Below are 22,863 nucleotides of genomic sequence, written 5' to 3'. Positions count from 1 at the left end.
GGCCGGACCCGCGCCGACCACCGGTTTTCCTCCCCTGGGCGGCCGGCCGGGGTGCGCGGGGCCGGCCGCCGCGCTCACGACTCGGCGTCGACGATCTTCCGGGCGTTCGCCATGGTCCGTCCGTCGGCCGCACGCCGCTCCTCCAGCAGCTTCTTGTGCTTGGCGATGGCGGACTTCTGGGTGCGGCTCTCGATGGCGTGCACCGTCTGGATGTACTCGGTGTCGAGTTTGCACCGGGCGTCGGCGGCGGCGGTCTTCTTCTCCTTGCCCGACGGCTGGTCGGTGCCGAACCAGTCGGAGTCGATGGACGCCTTGTCCGGGTCCGGGTAGCGGAAGCCCTTCTCCTTCATGCACTTCGACCAGGCGCGGTCGGCCTTCTTCCAGGCGGGGTCCTTCCTCGCCTCCTTGTGCGCCTGGTACCAGAGGGTCGCGGCGACCGAGGAGTAGCCGGTGAGCTGCACGCCGCCGATCTTCGTCGGCTTGGGCGCGGGGCCGACGATCTTGCGGACCGCCTCGCCCATGCACCCCCTCTCGGGGATGGGGTGGCCGTGCGCCCGGTGGCTGTCGCCGGACTCGAAGGTGCCGGTCAGGGCCGTGTACTGGTCGGCGGGCCACTCCATGGGCTGGTCGGTGGCCTCGTCCTGCACCCGGTTGTGGTAGCCGTGTTCGGCCGCCAGGTCGGGATCGTCCACGCCGTAGGGGCTGTCGTCACCGACCTTGCTGCGGCTCGCGAGGGTGCCCTGCCGCACCGGGTACGTCGAGTCGACCGTCCTGATGTCGAGCGTCTTGAAGCCGGTGAACCCGAGCCGGACCATGCACTTCTTGGCGAGGAGCCACTGCGCCGTGCCGACGGCCTTTCCGTCGGTGGACGTCGGGTCCCCGAGGTAGGCGTTCAGCGGGAACGACTTCATCGTGTTGAGGCGGTGTGCCTCGTCGCCGGCGTCGTCGTCGCCGAGGAACTGGCATGCCGACACGGCGAGCAGGCCAGTGAGAGCGAGGGGGAGGATTTTACGCACGCGGTCATACGATCAGCCCCGGATCAAGTGCGCCGTGATGGAGCCCACAGTTCCGCTACAAGCCGTGCACAGAAACCTCATGTGATCTCCGTTATGGCCGTCCGGGGGCCGGACCTGATGGAGTGACCCCTCGTCAACTGACCACTGATCGAAGGGGGAACCATGACGATCGGCCAGGGTGTCCGCGGACACAGAAGAGCGGCCGTCGCGCTGACGGCCGGGGCCGTCCTGGGCGCGGGGGTCCTCGCCTCCGCTCCCGCCCAGGCGGCCCCGGCGCCGGCCACGGCCGGGGCGGCCCGGACCGCCGCGGCGGCACCGCAGGTCCCGGCCCAGGGCGCGTACGCGATGAACGCGGCCACCGGCAAGCAGCTCTACGGCAAGGCGCCGGACGCGCAGCTGCGGACCGGCTCCACCACGAAGATCATGACGGCTCTCGTGGTCTTGTCCCAGCGGAACGTGAACCTGGGTCAGAAGGTGAAGATCAAGAAGGCGTACACCGACTACGTCATCGACCCGGCGACGCACGTCCAGCGCTACTCCAGCGCGAACCTGTTCCTCGGCGACTCGATGTCGGTGGGCGACCTGCTGTACGGCCTGATGCTCCCCTCCGGCTGCGACGCGGCCTACGCACTCGCCGACACCTACGGCACGGGCTCGACGACGGCCCAGCGGACCAAGTCGTTCATCGCCAAGATGAACGGCAAGGCGCGCGACCTCGGCCTGAGGAACACCCACTTCGATTCCTTCGACGGGGTGTCCAACGGCAAGAACTACTCCTCGCCGCGTGACCTGGCCAAGCTGGCCCAGGTCGCGCTGAAGAACAAGACGTTCAAGAAGGTCGTCGGCACGCCGGTCTACAAGGACATGAAGTCGTACCGGCCCGGCGGCGGAACGCACGCCATGAAGCCGTGGAACAACTCCAACAAGCTCCTCGGCTCCTACCGGGGCGCGATCGGTGTGAAGACCGGCTCCGGGCCGGAGGCGAAGTTCTGCCTGGTGTTCGCCGCCACCCGCGGCTCCAAGACGGTCGTGGGCACCCTGCTCGCGGACACCTCGCCGGACCAGCGCTTCGCGGACGCCAAGAAGATCCTCGACTACGGCTTCACGCGGTAACGACCGAGCGCGGCCGGGGGGATCACCGGCTCCCCCCGGCACCCCGGCGGCCGGACGCCCTTGCGGCCATCACCCCCACCAGGGCGGCTCCGGCCGAGCCATGACGGAAGCCATAGTTCCGGTCACAGGGTTGCCACGGCTCGGACCGGCCCCGGACGGGCCGCGCCCCGGGGGCTACGACAGCTGCGACTGGACCTGGGAGGAGATCAGCTCCAGGTGCTCCAGGTCACCGAGGTCGAGCAACTGGAGGTAGATCCGCTGCGAGCCGATCCCGGCGTACCGGCCGATCTTGTCGACGACCTCGGCCGGGGAACCGGCCAGCCCGTTGGCCTTCAGCTCGTCCACCTCACGGCCGATCGCGGCGGCGCGCCGGGCCACCTCCCGATCGTCCTTGCCGACGCAGACCACGAGCGCGTTGGAGTACGTCAGCTCGTCCGCGCCGCGGCCCGCCTCCACCGCGGCGGCCCGCACCCGGCCGAACTGCCGCTCGCTGTCCTCGAGCGAGGCGAACGGGATGTTGAACTCGTCGGCGTACCGGGCGGCGAGCCGCGGGGTCCGGGTCGCGCCGTGACCGCCGATCAGCACCGGGACCTTCTTCTGCGCGGGCTTGGGCAGCGCCGGCGAGTCGGTGAGGTCGTAGTGCGTGCCGTGGAAGTCGAAGGTCTTGCCCACCTCGGTCGCCCACAGCCCGGTGACGATCGCGAGCTGCTCCTCCAGCCGGGCGAACTTCTCCTTCGGGAACGGAATGCCGTACGCCTTGTGCTCCTCCTCGAACCAGCCCGCGCCGAGGCCGAGTTCCACCCGGCCGCCGGACATCTGGTCGACCTGGGCGACCTGGATGGCGAGCACGCCGGGCAGGCGGAAGGTACCGGCGGTCATCAGGGTCCCGAGGCGGATGCGCTTGGTCTCGCGGGCCAGGCCGGCCAGCGTGATCCAGGCGTCCGTGGGGCCGGGCAGGCCGTCCACGGTGCCCATGCGCAGGTAGTGGTCGGAGCGGAAGAAGGCGTCGAAACCGAGGTCCTCGGTGGCCTTCGCCACGGTGAGCAAGGTGTCGTACGTGGCCCCTTGCTGGGGCTCGGTGAAGATTCGAAGGTCCATACACCTATCCTGCACGGCGCCCGCCGCGTCAACCGCGCCGGTACCGCCCGGCACGGCCGTTCCCGGTCGGGTGAAAATCGTTCACCCTGCGCGCGGGCGTTGCTCCAGGCCGGTGACCGGCCCCGGCGATGATCGTCGGGCAAACTGATGGCAGCCCTGAACGCGGACCTGTCGGCACTGGCGGACCTCCGGTCCGGGGCACCTGTACGCGGCTCGACGGACGAGCCGGGGTGATCCGGAGGGCGTGCGGGGTGCGTCGGACGGGGCTCGTGCGCAGGCTGGTCGTTCACACGCCGGACGGGCTGTCCTGGGTGTCCTCCGGTAACACCTCCTCCCGCGCCGCCAGTTTGCGCAGCATCTCCAGGACGCGGTCGCGGGACTCGTCGGCCGCGTCGATGGCCTCCATGCACTGCCAGTACGTCGTCTCGTCCGCCGCGGCGCTGGCCATGCCGACCAGCGCCATACCGACCTCGGCAAGCAGGCCGCCGAGGCACAGCAGAGTCTCGCGGGCGTCGGCCAGCTCGGTGAGCTGGGCGGCGCGCAGGTCGCCGGGGTCGATCACGGGCGGATCCAGGACTCCGCAGCCCCGACCCGCCAGCTCGGTCAGCCCCAGCGCCTCACCGCGCAGCTCCGGCGGGCCGGAGACCGCGAGGCGGCTCCCGATCGCCTGCGCCAGGGCCTGCGCCTGCCAGACCTCCGCCATCATCTCCACCGCGTCGGCGCCACCCGCCAGGGCGCGCCTGCTCGTGAGGATGAGCCGTATCGCATCCATGCCGTGCCCCCGTCCCTCCGCCGTGCGCTCTCGCACGTCTGCCTGAACTTTCTTGTCCACTACCCAGAGTGAAGGCCCATGGGGCGAAAAGCCAGAGGAAGACCGAAATCTGCGGACAACAATTCGGATTCGACGCGCGTTTTGACTCCGGAGAGTAATGGCGGAGTTCAGGAGTCCGCCTGTTGGTCCTCCGGACCGGCGTCCTGCCAGCCCGGTGCACCCGGAATCGGGAAGCGCCGCTCGTTGCGCTCGATCTTGGCGGACAGGGCGGCCAGCGGATCGACGCCGAGGACCTCGCAGAGCTGGAGCAGATAGGCCAGGACGTCCGCGACCTCGTCGGTGACGCGGTGCGCCGTACCGGGGTCGTCCATCACCCGGGCGGACTCCTCCGGGGTCAGCCACTGGAAGATCTCGACCAGTTCGGAGGCCTCCACCGAGAGGGCGGCGACGAGGTTCTTGGGCGTGTGGTAGGGCTGCCAGTTCCGCGCGGCGGCGAACTCGGCCAGCCTGCGCTGGAGTCGGCTTAGGTCGGAGTGTTCCGTCACGGGTTCAGGTGTACCACCGTGACCCCCGGCGTCTTCGCGGCCCATGAGGCGTCGTGCACCGCGGCCGCACAGCGGATGTGCCCGCGCTCACCCATCCGGGCCGCCAGCCGCAGCAACTCCCGCCGCTGGGACGGATCCAGGCCGCGGTCGAACCCGTCGGCGAGGACGGTGAGGGTGCGCAGGGCGTCCGGCACCTCGCCCGGCGCGTCCATGTCCAGCACGCCCGGCCCGGTCAACAGCACCAGCGTCAGCGCGAGATAGCGCAGCTCGCCGTCACCGATGCGGGCGATGTCGGTGCGGAAGCCGTCACCGCGGTCGAGCAGCGCCCGCACCGTGCCGTCGGCCAGCGGTTCGGCGATCAGGTCGGTCACCCGGCCCGCGCAGCCCGTGTGCAGCGCCTCGACCAGCCGGCCGTGCCGCCGGCCGCACTCCGCGCGCGTGCGCCACAGGACGTCGGCGAGGTTGTCGCAGCCGGGCAGCAGCCGGCCGGAGCCGGTGGGGACGGGGATGCGCATGCACTCGGGGCGGGGGTCGCACGGAAAGACGGAACGCAGGGCGACGACCATCTGCTCGGCCGCGGCCAGCACATGGCGCTGTCCGTCCGTCTTGCCGGCCACGCGCAACGGCAGCAGGGCGGTGCCGAGACGATCGTCGGGGAGCGGGGCACGGGTCACCGGGGCGGAGCCCGCGGTGTGCCAGGCGGCCTGGACGGTCCGGCGCCCGGGATCGCGCAGGGCGGTCTCCAGCAGGACGACTCCGCCCGCGGTGAGCCGCTCCCCCACGATCCGCAGGTCCGGTTCGGCCTGTACGGCGATGTCGAGCCGGACCGGGCCCTCCGCCCCGTCGGCCGTACACCCGATCCGGAAGCCCCGCCGCCCCTGGGCGTCGGGGCGCGCCCGCTCCGGTACGCAGGCGACCGGGTCCGGGAACGCCTCGGCGAGCGAGGCTCCGCCGCCGAGCCGGGCCAGCGCCTCGTACGCGGCGAGCGCGGTCGTCTTGCCGGACCCGCTGGGCCCCGCGAACAAGGTGACCGGCCCCAGCGGAAACCCGGCCCGCCGGTGCCCGGCGAAGGCCGACAGCCGCAGCTCGGTGATCCGGGCACGGACGTCGAGGGGCGCGCGGGACGGCGCGGGGACGGTCCCGGCGGACGCGTCGGCCACCGGCGGCTCTGCGGGCACGGGAGGCGCGGAGGGCACGGGAGGCGCGGAGGGCACGCAAGGCACGGAGGGCACGGAAGGCACGGCCATATGCGGACCGTAAGGCTCCACCCCACCGACGAACCGTTTCACCTCCGGCGCCTTCCTACGATCGGGGGACGCTCAGCACCCCGACACCTGCCCGGCACGCACGGACGACGGCGCCCAACAGGCCGCCGGCAGGTGCGCCGTGGAACACCGTGCGTCGGGCCCGGCCGGACACGGCCGAGCCGAGCCACACATCCACGTACAGGCCCCGGAAGCCGTACTGACACGGCGTGCGCCGCCCGACCGAGCACGAGCGAGCCGCGCATCCGCTCCCAGGTCCACGAGGACATGCCGGCACCGCGCACGCCCTGCCGGACCCTCAGCCGGCGCGTCAATACCGCCAAGGCTTTGCCGGACCCTGCCCCGCCGGCGTGCCGGTGTCACCGCGCCCCTCCCGGACCTCGGTGACACCCCGGCGTCACGTCCCCGACATGCCGGCGCCCTCCATCAGGCCGCTGACCTCCGTGCCGGGCGGCGTGAGGAGGAAGACGTTGCGGTCGACACGGTGCATCCCGCTGCCCAGGCCGAAGACGACGCCCGTGCTGAAGTCGAGGACGCGCTTGGCGACGTCGCCCTCCGCGCCGGACAGGTCGAGCAGGACCGGAACGCCGGCCATCAAGGTCTCGGCGACCTCGCGGGCGTCCGCGAAGACGTTGACACGCAAAACCACGAACCGGCGCCGGGTCTCGGTCTCGGCGTCGGGCAGCGAGCGGTGGCTCACCGCGGACGGCCAGGCGTCCCGGCCCCGCAGCGGCACGACCTGGGCGAGCCCTTCCCACTGTTCATCGGTGACGTCGTAACGGCTCACCGGCTCCCCCCGACCTGACTCGCACTCAATGCCTGCACCAGCCAATTCTTACGCCAAGTCACCTGTTCGGCCCAACAACGACACGGTGCGCGACCGGCTCGGCCGCCCTTCCCCGCCATAGTCCGCGCCGTATTCACCCATTCGTCCCCTTCTTACCCGGCTCACACCCGACTCTTCACCGGCCTCCGCGACTCGCTCACCGGCCGCCGCTAGCGTCCCGTGCCGTGCACGTGGCAGAAACACAGCTGACAGCCGACCGGTGGGCACCCTCAGCGATGTCCAGCGGCCCGGGGGCGCGCGCAAAAGCCCCGGACTCCCCCGCCCAGTGGCACCGCGTGCTGACACTGCTCGCCGCCATGAGCCTGTTCATCGGCACGCGCGCGGTGTGGAAGCAGGCGGCCACGCACCAGTTGGTCCTCGCCGGGGTCATCTCGGTCTGCTACGCCTCGATCCTGGTGACCGGCGTACTGACCCTGACGGTCCGCCGGACCCGCTCGCTGGCCCGGCTGGACCTGCTGGTGCTGGTGACCGCGGTCACCCTGGCCCTGTGCGCCTGGGCGCTCGACCACACGGGCGGCGACGAGGCCGTCCTCACCGCCCAGGCCGCGCGGGAACTCGCCGCCGGGCACCCGGTGTACGGGCAGCCCTGGCCCTGGCTGTTCCAGGGCAAGGGCGTGGCACTGACGCCGACCATGGACGGTGGGTACGACTTCACGTACGGCTATCCCCCACTGGCGCCGCTGCTCACCGCGCCCCTGCTGTGGCTGGGCCACGGAGGTGCCCCGGCCACGGCGGCGGCGACGGTGGCGCTGGTCGTGGGCACGATCGGGCTGTGGCGGCTGCTGCCGGTGCCGTGGCGCTCGGCGGCGACGATGAGCTGTCTGGGCTTCGGTTTCCTGCCCGGGTACGCCCGACATGGCTATCCGGCGATCATCGGCATGGCCCTGCTGGTGCCGGTGGTGGTGGGCTGGCCCCGGCTCGGCGCGCGCGGCCGGCTCGGCGCGGCCGGGATCGCGCGGGCGGCGTGCCTCGGGGCCGCCTGCGCGGCCCAGCAACTGCCCTGGTTCGTCACGCCGTTCCTGCTGGCCGGGATCTACGCCGTGCGGCGCGGCGAGCTGGGCGGGCGGGCGGCGGCGCGGGTGGTGCTGCGGATCACGGGGATCGCGGTGCTCACCTGGCTGCTGATCAACACGTACTTCGTCGTGCGCGAGCCGGGCGCGTGGCTGGGGGGCATCGCCCTGCCGCTGACCCAGGGCGCGGTGCTGCACGGCCAGGGTCTGGTGGACGTCTCGCTGTACTTCACCCACGGCAGCGACCGGCTCGACTGGTACGGCCGTGCGAGCGCGCTGCTCGCCACGGCCCTGCTGGCGGTGTTCGTGCTCTTCGTCCGGCGGCTGGGGCCGGCCGCGACCGTGCTGCCGTGGTGCGCCTTCTATGTGGCGACCCGCTCCCAGGACGGCTACTACCTGATGATGACCCCGCTGTGGCTGGCCGCGGCGGTCACCGCGCCGCCGGCGGAGTTCGCCCACGCCTGGCAGCCGCGGCCCCGCCCGCTGACCGGCCCGCGCCGCCGGACCGCCCTGGCCGTGGCCGTCGCGGCCCTGCTGGCGCCCGCGCTGGTGAGCGCGACCCTGGCGGCGACGGGGACCCCGCCGCTGCGGATGAACGTCGCGACGGCCCGGCACACCTCGCAGCAGACGCTGTCCGGGCTCACCCTGCGGGTCACCAACACCGGCGACACCGCACTCACTCCGCACTACATGCTCACCACCGGCCCGGGCATGAGCCGGTACTGGTCACTGGTGCGCGGCCCGGCACGCCTGCCCGCGCACGGGACGGCGACCGTCGAGCTCCGGGCGCCGTCGGGCGGTTTCCGGGTGCCGTCGAAGCGGGGCACCCGGCTCAGGCTGCGCGCCTTCACGGCCGGCCCGCAGACGCTGTCCACCCGGGAGGTGCGGCGGGCCGAGCTGGGTCTCAGCCGGCCGCCCGGGTGAAGCGGAGCGCGGCCGTCACCGTGGTCGGGCCGCGCATCATGCCCAGCTGGTCACAGCCCAGGCCGAACTGCTCGCGGAACGGTCCGCCAGGCCCTCACCGGCTCCACGGGCCCCGACCGGCGAGCGGCCGTGGCGCGCTCGTAGCGGACCACGCGGACCGCTGAGCCGCCCCGCTCCTGTCGGGGCCGGGACTGTCAGTGGGGCCGTGCATGATGGGGCGGAGACACGGCGAGAGTCGCGGGGGGATGCGTTGGAGGCCATGACTGCGGCCGAACTGCAGAGCACGTTCGGGTTGTCGGCGAACAGCTGGGAGCAGATCACCTCCAGCCCTGACATGCCCGAGCCGACCGATCCGAAGTACACGGACGGCGTCACCAAGTGGGCCGGACAGTTCTTCGCCCGCTGGCTGGCCCGTCAGCACCCCCTGCTGGCCGGCAAGGTCCCGTCCCTGCTCCACCCGGCGCCCGTCTCCAAACCCGGCTACCTGGGCGGTCGCTACGCCACCTCCGAGGAGGCGGGGTGGGACCGGGAGCACTTCGCCGGGCTGTGGGAGACCCGCGCCGGGGTCGTGGCGGTCATCTATCCGCGATCCCCTGTCCGCGCCCCTCGCGATCTCCTGGAGTTCCACGAGAACGCCGCGACCGTCGTGACCGTCCAGCCCGACTACGGCCTCTACGGCCCCTCCCTGGAGGCGGTCGACCGCGCCCTTCCCGACCTCCAGTACGAGCCCATGTGGTCGGAGGTCGCCGCGCATATCGGCACCCAGGTCCCCTGGTGGCCCAGTCTGTTGCGGCGTCCCGAGCACCTGACCGCGTGGCGTCCGGGCGACGATCCGGTCCCCGTGGACGTGGTCACCTGGCCGTCCTGGGAGCCGCTGTACGAGCTGGCCCGGACGGAACCCGAGGGGTCGCCGGTGCGGGGCGCGTGCTTCACGATCGGGCACGAGATGAGGACGAAGGCCGTCGAGTGGATCGAGCACGAGGTGACGCAGATCCTCGCCCCCCTGGGGGACTTCGGCAGCGGCAAGAGCCCCGAGGCGGTGGCCGAGAGGGCGGCGATGGTTCTTCCGGCCGTCCCCGCGACCGAGGACCCCGGCCGGTCCGAGACCGTCTCCGCCGACGTCGTCGCACTCGGCCTCGCCGAACTGTGCCGGCGCACCGACGACCACTCGGTGGAGTGCCTCGAACAGATCAGCATGTGGAGCGGAGAGCACCTGCCGTTCGGTGGTGTCTTCAGCATCACGCGCACCGACGTCTCCCGCGAGGGCGCGGAGTGGATCAACCGGCTGCGCCGCGTCAGCCCGACGGCGATCCACCGGCTGTGGACGGGCAACGGGGAGGCTCCCGTGGGGACGTTCGTCGACCCCGTCACCGGCGGTCCCGTGCTCGCGTTCAGGGGCCGCTTCGCCCACCGCGACCGCCGCGAGATCAGCTACCTGAGCAGCGCACCCAAACGGCTACCGGCCGGTTCCGTCCTCAAAGAGGTCGTCCTCGACGAACCGATCTGGGTCCGGACCACGGACGGCACCCTTTATCCGGCGCCGTGCCTGGAAGCTCCGGGGCTCTCCTGGGGATACAACGGCTCGGGGCCCCGCACCCTCGCTCAGTGCGTGGGCCGACTGCTGGACGACGGGTCGGCCCACGCGGTCACCTACGGCGACCGTCAGGAAGAACCGGGGCTCGCCGCCTTCTTCCGGATCAAGCACGAGCGAGGCACGCGCATACCGCGGCAGCGCCTCGTGGCCCTGCGGGCTTCCCGGCCTTCCTCCTGACACCGTTTCCGCACTCCGAAAGGTTCGCCACACCATGCCGGGACGCCGCCGGGCCGCACCATGGCAGGTCGCCGATCACTTCGCGTACGAGCGGGAAGCCACCGCCTACGACGGCGTGCTCGACGCCTGTCTGGCCGAGCGGGACATCGCACGACGGCTGGGGATGAGACCCCAGGCCACAGCGGAGAACGTCCGCGCGACCATGCTGACGGAAGCCAACGTCGGGCGGGCGCTCGAACCGTGCCGGGCACAGCAGGAGCGGTTCCGTGCCGCGCTCCGCCGGTACGAGTCCGTACGGACACGGATCGACTACCTGCACGACCCGGTCGCCCCCGAGACGGTGGTTCTCCTCCTGCTCTCACTCGGCTTCCTGCTCGTCCTCGCCGTGGCTCCGTGGACGGTGACGGCCGTGGCGGCGATCCCGCCGGCCGTGGCCGGGTTCGCCGTCCGGCGCCATCCCGTGTGGCGTATGCACGTACGGCACAACGCGGCAGAACTGGCCCTGACATCGATCAGGCCCGTGTACGAGGCCCTCTCGGACTCGAGGGAGCGGGCCTGGCGCCGCGCACTGCAAGCCGACGGCGCCGGTCCGCTGATGGCACGGGTGGTCGAGGCGCTCCTGGGCGAGGACCGCGACTCGCTGCTCCTGCCGGACAGTTACGAGGGGCTCCGTTCCCCGCGGAACCGGCAGTACGTGATCGACAACGAGGCGTCCCAGCGGCTGTCCCGGAAGATGGCACAGCTGGAGGGCGGCACCATCGCCGTCAGCGGACCGCGCGGGGCGGGGAAGTCGACCCTGCTGGAGAGCTGTGCGGAGGAGGCGGACTTCGCGGTCGTGGTCCAGGCGCCCGCGACCTACTCGCCGCACGAGTTCCTCGTGTCGCTGTACATCGAGGTCTGCGAGCGGTACCTCACCGAGCAGGGCCACGACGCCCCGGAGTTCGCCCGGCTGACCCTGCTGCGCAGAGTCGCCCGGCAGTTCGCCCCGACGGCCCGGCGCGTCGTGCGGTGGCTCGGCTTCGCCCTGCCCGCGAGCGCGTTGGTCGTCCTCGGGCTGGCGGCCGCGACACGCTCCGTGGAGGCGCGGTACGAGGACGGGGTGCGCGACGGTGCGCAGGGGCTCTGGGCGGACCTGACCGACACCGCGCAGGCCATCTGGCGCGGCGAGCGGGTGGGCGCGGCCCTGGCGGTCACCGTCGCCGGAGTGCTGCTGTGGCGCTTGCGCCGGTGGAACGGCTGGGGCGCGCTGTTCGGAACGCTGCGCCTGCTGGTCACCACCGTGGGCGGCATGCTCCTCATTCTCGCGGCCCCGGTCTCCCTCTACTTCGACGAGGGAATCCGGCATGGCACCCGGGAGACGCTCGACGGAATGTCGCGAGCGGCCCTGACCGTGGTGCTCACGGGCTTTTTCCTCCTGCGTCTGGACAGCCGGTCCCAATGGACCGTGGGCCGGTTCAGCCTCGCCCGTCGGCCCGTCTACGGTGTCCTGCTGGCCGGCGCCCTGGTCCTGCTCTACCGGACTCCGCCCCTGCACGCGATGGTGACCGACACCGGCAACACCCTACGGGCCGCCTGTGTGCTGCTCGGTCTGCTGCTTCTGCGGGCCCGTACCTGGACCCCCCCGCAGCCGGAGCCTCCGCTCGTCACCCGGTGCCGCAACCAGCTCTACCGGCTCCAGACGGTGCAGACCTCGTCCTCCGCCGTCACCACGGGCCCGGCCGCCCTGGTGTCCGCTCACACGACGTCTCTGTCCACCGTGCCGCCCAGCTTTCCCACGTTGGTCTCCGACTTCCGGGAGCTGCTGACGAGCATCGCCCGGGAGCGGTTCGCCAAGAAGGGCCGGGTGGTCATCGCCATCGACGAGGTCGACCGGCTCGGTTCCGACACGCAGGCTCTGGCGTTCCTCGGGGAGATCAAGGCGATCCTGGGTGTGCCGCATGTGCACTACCTCATCTCGGTGGCCGAGGACGTCGGCGCGTCGTTCGTCCGCCGTGGTCTGCCGCACCGCGGGGTGACCGACAGCTCGCTGGACGACATCGTCCATGTGCAGCCCTGCACGCTGGAGGAGTCGAAAGACATCCTCGAACGCCGAGCGCCCGGACTGTCGGAGCCGTACAGCCTGCTGGCCCACGCGCTCTCCGGGGGCATACCGCGGGACCTCATCCGCTACGGCCTGCGCATCATGGAGATCGAGGACAAGACGCGCTTCTTCGAGTTGACGGACATCTCCCGGCAGATGATCCTCGAGGAGCTGGCGGAGACACTGGCCGGCTTCCGCACCCTGCTCGCCAAACAGGAGTGGACCGGTGAGACCAGCGCGGTGCTGCTGAGTTTCCGGACCCTCATGGGGCATCTGCGCCATGTGTGCCCGTGTCCGGACGGCAACCTGCACCGGGCACTGCACCACATCGCCTTCTACGACCCGGAGCAGCACTTGGGGAACGCGGCCGGCGGCCTCTCGGACAAGGCACGCTCGCTGCTCCAGGAGGCCTCCACCTATGTGCTCTTCTCGCTCACGCTGCTGGATGTTTTCGGTGCCCCCGACTTCGCGCGGCGCAGGACAGCGGCGGCACTCCGCACGGACGGCGACCCGGACGTACTGGCGCAGGCCCGGCACGAGCTGGAGGTGTCGCCGTACAGCGCGCGCTCGCTGATCATGGCGATCCGGACCGCCTGGCGGGTCCCGCACCCCTCCGGCCAGATCGTCGCGGCGGTCCCCCCGCCGCGCACCGCCCCCTGCTCCCTGCACCCGAAGCCGGCCTCCTGAAACCGGCCCCCATCAGGCAAGAGAGCCAGGCCACAGCCCAAAGGAGGGAAACCTCACAGCCCGCGCCCTGCTCGCACTCCAGCGCGCTGCCCTAGCATCCGAGCCATGACGGTCCTGCCTGACGACGGGCTCTCCCTGGCCGCCGAGTTCCCCGACGCGACACATGAGCAGTGGCAACGCCTGGTCGAGGGCGTACTGCGCAAGTCGGGCAAGGAGCTTTCCGGCGCGGCAGCTGAGGACGCCCTGTCCACGACGCTGGAGGACGGGCTGCGCACCCGGCCCCTGTACACCGCGCGCGACAGCGCGCCCGACCCCGGCCTGCCGGGCTTCGCCCCCTTCGTGCGGGGCAGCCGCCCGGAGGGCGGCATCACGAGCGGCTGGGACGTACGGCAGCGGCACACGGCACTCGCCGCCGGCACAGCGGACGCCGTGCTCGCCGACCTGGAGAACGGCGGCACCTCCCTCTGGCTGGTCCTCGGCGAGGGCGGCATCCCGGTCTCCGAGCTGGGCCGCGCCCTCGACGGCGTCTACCTCGACCTGGCGCCGGTCGTCCTGGACGCGGGCCGCGACACCGAGCAGGCCGCCGAGGCCCTGCTACGGCTCCACGCGGAGAAGGGCGTGGACGCCACGGCCGTACGCGGCAATCTGGGTGCCGACCCGCTCGGGTACGAAGCCCGTACCGGCACCGCACTGGACTTCGCGCCGTACGCCGCCCTCGCCGCGCGCTGCGCCGGGCAGTACCCGGGCCTGCGCGCGCTGACCGTGGACGCGCTGCCGTACCACGAGGCGGGCGGCTCGGCCGCACAGGAGCTGGGCGCCTCGCTGGCCACCGGTGTGGCCTATCTGCGGGACCTGACCGAGGCCGGGCTCGGCGTCGAACAGGCCGTGGCCCAGCTGGAGTTCCGCTACGCGGCCACCGCCGACCAGTTCCTGACCATCGCCAAGCTGCGCGCGGCCCGCCGGCTGTGGGCGCGGGTCGCCGACGTGTGCGGGGCACCGGGCGCAGGCGCGCAGGTGCAGCACGTGGTGACCTCGCCGGTGATGATGACCCGCCGCGACCCGTGGGTGAACATGCTCCGCACGACGATCGCGACCCTCGCCGCCGGGGTGGGCGGCGCCGACTCCGTGACCGTCCTGCCGTTCGACCACGCGCTCGGGCTGCCCGACGCGTTCGCCCGGCGGATCGCCCGCAACACCTCCGCCATCCTGATCGAGGAGTCCCACCTGGCCCGGGTCATCGACCCGGCGGGCGGCTCCTGGTACGTCGAGCGGCTGACGGACGAACTCGCCGAGGCAGCCTGGCAGTTCTTCCGCACCATCGAGCGCGACGGCGGTCAGGCGGCCGTGCTGCGCTCCGGCCGGCTCCGCACCGACCTGGCCACGACCTGGGCGGAGCGCTCCAAGAAGCTCGCCAAGCGGCGCGAACCCATCACCGGGGTCAGCGAGTTCCCGCTGCTGTCCGAGAAGCCGGTGGAGCGCGCGCCCGCGCCCGAGCCGCCCTCCGGCGGGCTGCCGCGGGTGCGCCGCGACGAGGCCTACGAGGAGCTGCGCGCCCGCTCCGACGCCCACCTGGCGGCGACCGGCGCCCGGCCCCGGATCTTCCTCGCCACGATCGGCTCCCCCGCCGAGTACACCGCGCGCGCGACCTTCGCCGCCAACCTCTTCCAGGCGGGTGGCATCGAGCCGGTCACCGAGGGCCGCTTCGAGGACAGCGGCGCGGCCGAGGCCGTGCTGTGCTCCAGCGACGCGCGCTACGCCGAAGAGGCCGGGCGGACGGCCGAGTCGCTGCGCGCGGCCGGGGCCCGGCATGTGTTCCTGGCAGGCCGGGGAGACCACCCCGGCATCGACTCGTACGTCTTCGCGGGCTGTGACGCCGTGGACGTGCTGTCCGCGACCCTCGACCGCATGGGAGTGTCCTGATGGGAATCCCCGACTTCTCCGGCATCGAGCTGGGCACCCCGGTCGCCGACGCCACCGACGCCGAGTGGCGTACGGCCGTCGAGCGGGCCACCGGGGGCACCGAGCCCCTGTGGGAGACCCCGGAGGGCATCGGGGTCAAGCCGCTGTACACCGGCCGTGACCTGGAGGGCCTGGACTTCCTGGGCACCTACCCGGGCATCGCGCCGTATCTGCGCGGCCCGTACCCGACGATGTACGTCAACCAGCCCTGGACCATCCGCCAGTACGCGGGCTTCTCGACCGCCGAGGAGTCCAACGCGTTCTACCGGCGCAACCTCGCGGCCGGCCAGAAGGGCCTGTCGGTCGCCTTCGACCTGCCCACGCACCGGGGTTACGACAGCGACCACCCGCGCGTGACCGGTGACGTCGGCATGGCGGGCGTGGCCATCGACTCCATCTACGACATGCGTCAGCTGTTCGACGGCATCCCGCTGGACAAGATGACGGTGTCGATGACGATGAACGGCGCCGTGCTGCCGGTGCTCGCCCTGTACATCGTGGCGGCGGAGGAGCAGGGCGTACCGCCCGAGAAGCTGGCCGGAACCATTCAGAACGACATTCTGAAGGAGTTCATGGTCCGCAACACCTACATCTATCCGCCGAAGCCGTCGATGCGGATCATCTCCGACATCTTCGCGTACACCTCGCAGCGGATGCCCCGCTACAACTCCATCTCCATCTCCGGCTACCACATCCAGGAGGCGGGCGCGACGGCCGACCTGGAGCTGGCGTACACGCTGGCGGACGGCGTGGAGTACATCCGGGCGGGCCGGGAGGCCGGCCTGGACGTGGACGCGTTCGCGCCCCGGCTGTCGTTCTTCTGGGCGATCGGCATGAACTTCTTCATGGAGGTCGCCAAGCTGCGGGCGGCCCGGCTGCTGTGGGCCAAGCTGGTCTCCCAGTTCGAGCCGAAGAACAGCAAGTCCCTGTCGTTGCGCACCCATTCGCAGACCTCGGGCTGGTCGCTGACCGCGCAGGACGTCTTCAACAACGTCACGCGCACGTGTGTGGAGGCGATGGCCGCGACCCAGGGCCACACCCAGTCGCTGCACACCAACGCCCTGGACGAGGCCCTGGCGCTGCCGACCGACTTCTCGGCGCGCATCGCCCGCAACACCCAGCTGCTCATCCAGCAGGAGTCCGGCACCACCCGGGTCATCGACCCGTGGGGCGGCAGCGCCTACGTGGAGCGGCTGACGTACGACCTCGCGCGCAAGGCCTGGCAGCACATCCAGGAGGTCGAGCAGGCGGGCGGCATGGCGCAGGCCATCGACGCCGGCATCCCGAAGCTGCGCGTGGAGGAGGCGGCCGCGCGGACCCAGGCCCGTATCGACTCCGGACGGCAGCCGGTGATCGGCGTGAACAAGTACCGGGTGGAGAACGACGAGGCGATCGAGGTCCTCAAGGTCGACAACTCCTCCGTGCGCGCCCAGCAGATCGAGAAGCTGCGGCGGCTGCGCGCGGAGCGGGACGAGCAGGCCTGCCAGGACGCCCTGGACGCGCTCACCCGGGCCGCCGACGGCAGCGAGAACCTGCTGGAGCTGGCCGTGCGCGCGGCCCGTGCCAAGGCGACGGTCGGCGAGATCTCGGACGCCCTGGAGAAGGTGTACGGGCGGCACGCCAGCCAGATCCGTACGATTTCCGGCGTGTACCGCAACGAAGCAGGCCAGTCCCCGTCCGTGGACCGGACCCGGGCCCTGGTGGACGCGTTCGAGGAGGCCGAGGGGCGCCGGCCGCGCATCCTGGTCGCCAAGATGGGCCAGGACGGCCACGACCGCGGCCAGAAGGTGATCGCCACCGCCTTCGCCGACCTCGGCTTCGACGTCGACGTCGGCCCGCTGTTCCAGACGCCCGAGGAGGTCGCCCGGCAGGCGGTCGAGGCGGACGTGCACGTGGTCGGGGTGTCGTCGCTGGCCGCCGGTCACCTCACGCTCGTTCCGGCGCTGCGCGAGCAGCTCGCCGAGGAGGGCCGCGAGGACATCATGATCGTGGTCGGCGGGGTGATTCCGCCGCAGGATGTGCCGACCCTGCTGGAGATGGGTGCCACGGCCGTGTTCCCGCCCGGGACGGTGATCCCGGACGCGGCCCACGACCTGGTCAAGCAGCTGTCGGCCGACCTGGGCCACGAGCTCTAGCGGCGATGGCAGCGATCGATCTCGACACGTATGTGAAGGGTGTGCTCGACGGTAAGCGGGCCCTGGTGGCCCGCGCCATCACGCTCGTCGAGTCCACCCGGCCACAGCACCGGGCGCTGGCACAGCAGTTGCTCACCGAGCTGCTGCCGCACAGCGGCCGGGCGCGGCGGATCGGCGTGAGCGGGGTGCCGGGTGTCGGCAAGTCGACCTTCATCGACGCGTTCGGCACGATGCTGACCTCGCTGGGCCACCGGGTGGCCGTCCTCGCCGTCGATCCCTCCTCCACCCGCACGGGCGGCTCCATCCTGGGTGACAAGACACGGATGGAGCGGCTGGCGGTCGACCCGGCGGCCTTCGTCCGGCCCTCCCCCAGCGCGGGCACGCTGGGCGGGGTCGCCAAGGCCACCCGGGAGTCGATGGTGGTCATGGAGGCGGCCGGTTACGACGTGATCCTCGTGGAGACCGTCGGGGTGGGCCAGTCGGAGACGACGGTCGCGGACATGGTCGACTCCTTCCTGCTGCTGACCCTGGCCCGCACCGGTGACCAGCTCCAGGGCATCAAGAAGGGCGTCCTCGAACTGGCCGACGTGATCGCCGTCAACAAGGCGGACGGCCCGCACGAGCGCGACGCGCGGGCCGCGGCACGGGAGTTGGCGGGCGCGCTGCGGCTGATGCACGGCAGGGACGCCTTCTGGACACCGCCGGTGCTGCACTGTTCCGCCCGGGAGTCGAGCGGTCTGGACACCGTGTGGGAACGCCTGGAGCAGCACCGCACCCTGCTGGACTCCACCGGCCGGCTGGCCGCCAAGCGCCGGGACCAGCAGGTCGGCTGGACCTGGGCGATGGTCCGCGACGAACTGCTCGGCCGGCTGCACGCCGACCCGGCGGTGCGTGAGGCCGCGCCGGACCTGGAACGGGAGGTCAGAGAGGGCCGCTTGACGGCGACACTGGCGGCGGAACGCATCCTGGCGGCGTTCGAGGGCCGTACGGCGCCGTCACCCGGCACCTGAGCGAACCGCCTCCGGCCCGCCGCGCTCACGAATGCGGCGGGCCGGTCGCCGGGGCAGGAGAGCCGTCGTCGGTGGCCTCGCATCACTCGTGCGGGCCGTCCGCGCGGCCGGGCCTTCCCCGAGGAGCCCGGCCGTCGTCCGAGGCTCTTCGACGGCCGCCGTTTCAGGGGGTGTGGACGGTGGGACGCGGCGGGGTGGGCATGCCGGCGCCTATGAAGAAGCTGGGGTGCGGGGGCTGGTTGTAAGCGGTGTTCTGCCAGGCGAGGGCCGTGCGGTACTGGCTGTCGTGGAGCAGGGTCGTGATCCTGGTGCCGGTCTGGTGGGGGGTCGAGTAGATGCGCAGGGCGCGGTTGTCGCCGGTCCGCCAGACGACCTCCTCGCGCCAGTCGCCGAGGAGGTCCCCGGACAGCACCGGAGTGGACTTGGTGCCGTTGTCGGAGGAGACACCGGAGCCGGTGAGCAGGCGGGTGTCGCCGGAGGTGCCGTACTTGTCGATGTGCGTGCCGTCGAGGAGTTCCCGGACGGTGTCACCGTCCCACCATGAAAGGAAGTTGATACTGGACGGTTCCCGGCCGAGGGAGGCGCCGGTCGCCGAGCGCAGGGTGGTGTCGGAGGCCGACCACGCCTCGGCGCCCGGACTGCCGGCGTAGATGTCGGCGGCGACGCCCCGGCCGTTGTCGGAGCCCGAGGCCGTCTGCCACAGGATCTGCCCGGTGCGTGCGTCGGCCATCCAGGAGCCGGGTTGGCCGGAGTCCTCGGAGACCTTGAAGTACTCCAGGCCCGCACGGGAGGGGTTGAGGTCGCCGAGATGCGCCGCGTCGCCGTGGCCCAGCTTGGTGGTCCACAGCCCGGAGCCGTTGTCGTCGACGGTCATGGCGCCGTAGACGATCTCGTCCTTGCCGTCGGCGTCGACGTCCGCGATCGACAGACTGTGGTTGCCCTGGCCGTCGTAGCCCTTTCCGCTGTTGGTGGAGGAGGTGGTGTCGAAGGTCCAGCGGCGGGTGAACTGGCCGTTCCGCCAGTCCCAGGCGGCGATGACCGTGCGGGTGTAGTAGCCACGGGCCATGATCAGGGACGGGCGGGAGCCGTCCGGGTAGGCCGTGCCCGCCAGGAAACGGTCGACGCGGTTGCCGTAGGAGTCGCCCCAGGAGGAGACCGTGCCGCGGGCCGGGACGTAGTCGACGCTCTGCATCGCCTTGCCCGTCTGCCCGTTGAACATGGTCAGGTACTCGGGCCCGGACAGGACGTATCCGTTCGCATTGCGGTAGTCGGCCGAGGAGCTGCCGATCACGGTGCCGGTGCCGTCCCGGGTGCCGTCGGCGGTCTTCATGGCGACCTCGGCCTTGCCGTCGCCGTCGAGGTCGCCGACGGAGGCGTCGTGGCCTCGTAGGTGTAGGCCACCCCGTCCGGGGTCGTGCCGCCGGCCGGCGGGGAGATCGGCACGTCCAGATACCCGGCGCGGAACTGGAGCGCGTGCTCGGAGGCCGGCTGCTCCGTGCCGTTCACCACCGCCCGCACCGTGTAGTACCGCCGGGCACCTTCGGTACGAGCGGCTCGGCGGCGACGGCGCGCAACGCCTCCGGCGACAGCTCGCTGCGGGCATCCGGCTCCAGCACGTTCGGGTCCGTCACCGGCGGCACACCGCCCACCGCCCCGCTCACGCGCACCGGCTCCTGACCACACCCCCACGACCAACCGTCCGCCGGCCGCACCGTCTTCCCGCGGCGCGGCCGGCGCACCGAAGGGAGCGAACATGTCCCCCACCCACGTATCCGGTTCCGGGCAGATCAGCCGCCGGACCCTGCTCAAGGCAGGCACCGCGACCGCCGGGGCGATCGCCACCGCGGCCGCGCTCGCCGAACTGGACACGCCGACGGCGAGTGCGTCATCACGTCTCCCACGTGCTCGGCGCGCTGGCAGGCGATGCCGAACGCGAGCACCGGGATGAAGGCCGGCGTCTACTCCTCCTCGACCTGCCCTCGGCACGTCGGCCGGGCCCGCTACCAGCAGCTGATCACCATGATGGCGCGGGCCGCCCTGGCCAGAGGCGCGCATCCGGTGCTGCTCACCCCGGTCGCCGCCATTACCTGCTCCGGCAAGAGATCGAACCGGCCTTCCACGCGGCCGGCCTCCCCTCCCTGGCCGCTCGTAGAGTGCGATCGTTCCGGCCTTCGCCTCGGCCACGTGCAGGACGGGCCGTTCGCCGCGCGCCACGATCCGTGCGACGAGCGCGCCGACCAGGCGGGCGGCGTGGCCGCGCCCGTGGGCCTCGGAAGCGGTGCAGACGGCACTGGTCTCGGCCGCGGTCGGCCCGGCCGTCAGCCGGCCGAGTCGACCAGCACCGCCAGGGCTGCGATCAGCCCCATGACGACCAGGTTGACCAGCACCGCGTACAGAATGCACAGCCATCCGACGACGATGGCCGCCAAGGACAGCCAGCGGCCCTCGATGCCATGCTTCTTGGCGCGGCGGCGCCCGATGTGCCCGGAGACGATGGCGACCAGCGCGCACACGATCAGGAGGCTGAGGATGGCCGCCGAGTACGTCACCGTCAGCCAGCCACCCATGACGGAACCGCTCGCGTAGACCACGCCGGCGAAGGCGGCCCACGCGCTCACCCACGCGGGCTTGTTCCGGGTCCGCTCAGCCGTCTGCGATGAAGTGCTCATGGTCGCACGATAGTGGCCCCGAGCGGGCGCCTACCGGGGGCCCGGCAGCCGGATCACGGGCGCCCGCCGACTCGGCCCGCGGAGCAACACGGCTCAAACGGGTTCGGGTTGCGGTTCCGGCTGGCGCGTCGGTACGGCCGTCGGTGCCCACAGTCTGGTGGTCTGTACGTAGCCGTAGATCACTGAGGTCATCACCAGAATGAGAAGTGGCCCGAACACCCACGGATGTCTTGCCATTTCCATCGGCAGATAGCGGTACGACAGCAAGAGCGCGGCAAAGACCGTCGTGCCGTAGCTGACCAGGTGGATTCCTGCCCGGTCCCAGCCACGGTCGAGCGAACGCAACGCCGCCTCGACGGTGAGCGCGAACACCACGCCGGCGACGAGATCCGTGCCGTAGTGGTAGCCGAATCCCAGCGTCGCGGTGAGCGTGGCGGTCAGCCAGAACGTGCCTGCGAAACGCAGAGCCCGTGGGCCCTTGCGGGAATGGATGAAGATCGCCGTAGCCCACGCCGTGTGCAGGCTGGGCATGCAGTTGCGGGGGGTGATCGCGTCGTACGTCATCGGGTGCGGGGTGCTGATCGGCGGCAGCGTGTCCGGCCACAGGTTGGCCACCGCCCACTGCACGCCGCCGGTGCCGGAGGCACCCGGACCGTAGGCGAAGACCGGTCCGACCACCGGGAAGATCATGTAGATGCCCGGCCCGAGGAGACCGATCACCAGGAAGGTGCGCACCAGATGATGGCTCGGGAAGCGGCGCTCGACCGCCACGTTCCGCAGTTGGTACAGCGCGACGACGACCGCGGCCACCGCAAGCTGCCCGTAGACCAGGTGCAGAAGACCGGGGCCGATCGGGTCGGTGGCGTTGACGATCCGGCCCACCAGCCACGACGGGTTGCCCAGCGCCTGATCGGCGGTCGCCACATACTGGTCGAGCACCGCCGGGCGGGCCTTGGATGTGATGAGGAGCCAGGTGTCGCCGGTCTTCCGGCCGGCCACCAGCAGCAGGCCCAGCCCGACGCCCTTCAGCAGCAGGGCGCGTTCCCGGCCGGTGCGGCGCGTGACAGCGATGACCGCGCAGCCCAGCATCACCCACAACGCGCCGTTGCCGAAGAGATGGCCGTCGGTCGTCTTGGCGCCGACCGCCCACCGCACCAGCACGAAGACGACGTCGATACCGATCGCGACACCAGCCGCGACGAACCGCTGCCGCCAGGTGAGCACCACCATCATCAACGCCAGACCGCCGTACAGCGGCCCCGGTTTCGGGGCGAATACCAGCCCCTCCACCTGGCTGGTAATCGGCCCCGCTTCACCGTATCGGCGTGCGGCGATCTCCAGCGCGACGAGGAATCCGAGAGCCACCACACCCGCTGCGACCCACAGCACCGCGCGCCGTTGACGCCACGCGACCAACGCAGTTATGCCGTTTATCCGCGAAAACACCCGCGACGCTCTAGATATCAATCGTTTGGCCGATTTACTCGAATAGGTCGGATATAAAAAGCGATGAGGGTGACCATCGCGAGTTCGAACATGCTATCCGAGCGATGCGGCGTGGCAGCCCCTGCGGAATGCCGACCGGCAACGGCGTCCTGAAACGCCCAGCGTCCCGGCACGGCGCTCATCGAAGACCATCCCGCCGCGTGCCGTACCCAGGAAGAACCTGGCGGGGTGGTCGGAAACTGCGCCACGAGGGATCCGTCGATCTGGCGGACAAGGCTTGCGCTCCTCTCATAGCAGTGGTGTTCGGGAAACGATCGTGACCGCTCGCGGGTTCCCGGCACCTCCTGAGGGCCGGGCCGCCAAGCCCTCACCCCGGAAGACGGGTCAGCCCACAGGCGTTCCTTGCGCCGGCGGACCGAACCAGCGGTTCAGCAGCACCACCACGGGCACGGCGACGTTCGACCTTGCGGGTCGTCGAAGAAGCCGAGGCAAGCCGCGGCGACCGCCGACAGCGCC

16 protein-coding genes and 2 pseudogenes are annotated in these 22,863 nt (G+C 71.6%); 7 read left to right on the top strand and 11 right to left on the bottom strand.

Going from position 1 to position 22,863, the window contains the following annotated elements; all coding sequences use genetic code 11:
• Window positions 1–74 precede the first annotated feature (74 nt).
• A complete protein-coding gene (locus ACZ7DL_RS07925; RefSeq protein WP_470772303.1) occupies window positions 75–1,016 on the bottom strand; it encodes a hypothetical protein in 942 nt (313 codons plus the stop codon).
• Between the two features lie 162 nt (window positions 1,017–1,178).
• Here ACZ7DL_RS07925 and ACZ7DL_RS07920 point away from each other — a divergent pair, with 162 nt between their 5' ends.
• Window positions 1,179–2,129: a D-alanyl-D-alanine carboxypeptidase family protein gene (locus ACZ7DL_RS07920; protein WP_470772302.1), complete on the top strand. Its 951-nt coding sequence runs from the start codon at window positions 1,179–1,181 to the stop codon at window positions 2,127–2,129.
• A 174-nt stretch (window positions 2,130–2,303) separates the two neighbouring features.
• On the opposite strand, the gene ACZ7DL_RS07915 is transcribed toward ACZ7DL_RS07920, so the two are convergent.
• The 5 genes from ACZ7DL_RS07915 to ACZ7DL_RS07895 all read right to left on the bottom strand — a co-directional run bounded on the left by ACZ7DL_RS07915 (window position 2,304) and on the right by ACZ7DL_RS07895 (window position 6,596).
• A complete protein-coding gene (locus ACZ7DL_RS07915; protein ID WP_470772301.1) occupies window positions 2,304–3,227 on the bottom strand; it encodes an LLM class F420-dependent oxidoreductase in 924 nt (307 codons plus the stop codon).
• Window positions 3,228–3,513: 286 nt separating this feature from the next.
• Window positions 3,514–3,999, bottom strand: coding sequence for a DUF6099 family protein (locus ACZ7DL_RS07910; RefSeq protein WP_470772300.1), 486 nt, complete (start codon window positions 3,997–3,999; stop codon window positions 3,514–3,516).
• 167 nt (window positions 4,000–4,166) lie between these two features.
• Window positions 4,167–4,589 carry a nucleotide pyrophosphohydrolase gene (locus ACZ7DL_RS07905; protein WP_470772299.1) on the bottom strand — a complete coding sequence of 141 codons (423 nt, stop codon included), beginning with the start codon at window positions 4,587–4,589 and terminating at the stop codon, window positions 4,167–4,169.
• The gene (locus tag ACZ7DL_RS07900) at window positions 4,541–5,791 is read right to left on the bottom strand and encodes an AAA family ATPase (protein WP_470772298.1); all 1,251 of its coding nucleotides are present in this window, start codon (window positions 5,789–5,791) and stop codon (window positions 4,541–4,543) included. The genes ACZ7DL_RS07905 and ACZ7DL_RS07900 overlap by 49 nt, the downstream gene beginning before the upstream one ends.
• A gap of 415 nt (window positions 5,792–6,206) precedes the next feature.
• Complete coding sequence (locus ACZ7DL_RS07895; RefSeq protein ID WP_360737057.1) at window positions 6,207–6,596, bottom strand: cell division protein SepF; 390 nt, start codon at window positions 6,594–6,596, stop codon at window positions 6,207–6,209.
• Window positions 6,597–6,871: 275 nt separating this feature from the next.
• Here ACZ7DL_RS07895 and ACZ7DL_RS07890 point away from each other — a divergent pair, with 275 nt between their 5' ends.
• The 6 genes from ACZ7DL_RS07890 (at window position 6,872) to meaB (ending at window position 18,232) form a co-directional block, all read left to right on the top strand.
• Entirely contained in the window at window positions 6,872–8,590 is a 1,719-nt protein-coding gene (locus tag ACZ7DL_RS07890) for a hypothetical protein (RefSeq protein WP_470772297.1), read from the top strand.
• Window positions 8,591–8,849: 259 nt separating this feature from the next.
• Complete coding sequence (locus ACZ7DL_RS07885; protein WP_470772296.1) at window positions 8,850–10,361, top strand: hypothetical protein; 1,512 nt, start codon at window positions 8,850–8,852, stop codon at window positions 10,359–10,361.
• Between the two features lie 34 nt (window positions 10,362–10,395).
• A complete protein-coding gene (locus ACZ7DL_RS07880) occupies window positions 10,396–13,128 on the top strand; it encodes a hypothetical protein (RefSeq protein WP_470772295.1) in 2,733 nt (910 codons plus the stop codon).
• 105 nt (window positions 13,129–13,233) lie between these two features.
• Window positions 13,234–15,048: a methylmalonyl-CoA mutase family protein gene (locus ACZ7DL_RS07875; protein ID WP_470772293.1), complete on the top strand. Its 1,815-nt coding sequence runs from the start codon at window positions 13,234–13,236 to the stop codon at window positions 15,046–15,048.
• Entirely contained in the window at window positions 15,048–17,222 is a 2,175-nt protein-coding gene (scpA, locus tag ACZ7DL_RS07870; RefSeq protein WP_470772291.1) for a methylmalonyl-CoA mutase, read from the top strand. Before ACZ7DL_RS07875 ends, scpA begins: the two co-directional genes overlap by 1 nt.
• A gap of 5 nt (window positions 17,223–17,227) precedes the next feature.
• Window positions 17,228–18,232 (top strand): methylmalonyl Co-A mutase-associated GTPase MeaB, encoded by a 1,005-nt coding sequence (gene meaB / locus ACZ7DL_RS07865; RefSeq protein ID WP_470772289.1) that lies wholly within the window; start codon window positions 17,228–17,230, stop codon window positions 18,230–18,232.
• A 163-nt stretch (window positions 18,233–18,395) separates the two neighbouring features.
• On the opposite strand, the pseudogene ACZ7DL_RS07860 reads toward meaB, so the two are convergent.
• The 5 genes and pseudogenes from ACZ7DL_RS07860 to ACZ7DL_RS07840 all read right to left on the bottom strand — a co-directional run.
• Window positions 18,396–19,756, bottom strand: a pseudogene (locus ACZ7DL_RS07860) (rhamnogalacturonan lyase); the annotation flags it as partial.
• Window positions 19,735–19,893 carry a hypothetical protein gene (locus ACZ7DL_RS07855; RefSeq protein WP_470772802.1) on the bottom strand — a complete coding sequence of 53 codons (159 nt, stop codon included), beginning with the start codon at window positions 19,891–19,893 and terminating at the stop codon, window positions 19,735–19,737. The pseudogene ACZ7DL_RS07860 and the gene ACZ7DL_RS07855, both read right to left, overlap by 22 nt.
• Before the next feature lie 475 nt (window positions 19,894–20,368).
• Window positions 20,369–20,542: pseudogene (locus ACZ7DL_RS07850) on the bottom strand (GNAT family N-acetyltransferase); the annotation flags it as partial.
• Window positions 20,543–20,550: 8 nt separating this feature from the next.
• The gene (locus ACZ7DL_RS07845) at window positions 20,551–20,901 is read right to left on the bottom strand and encodes a DUF4190 domain-containing protein (protein ID WP_470772288.1); all 351 of its coding nucleotides are present in this window, start codon (window positions 20,899–20,901) and stop codon (window positions 20,551–20,553) included.
• Between the two features lie 93 nt (window positions 20,902–20,994).
• Window positions 20,995–22,326: a phosphatase PAP2 family protein gene (locus ACZ7DL_RS07840; RefSeq protein ID WP_470772783.1), complete on the bottom strand. Its 1,332-nt coding sequence runs from the start codon at window positions 22,324–22,326 to the stop codon at window positions 20,995–20,997.
• Between the last annotated feature and the right edge of the window lie 537 nt (window positions 22,327–22,863).

The organism is Streptomyces sp. NPDC036984, from assembly GCF_055607665.1.
The sequence above is the reverse complement of the archived record's forward strand: the minus strand, read 5'-3'. Positions and strand labels throughout refer to the sequence as shown.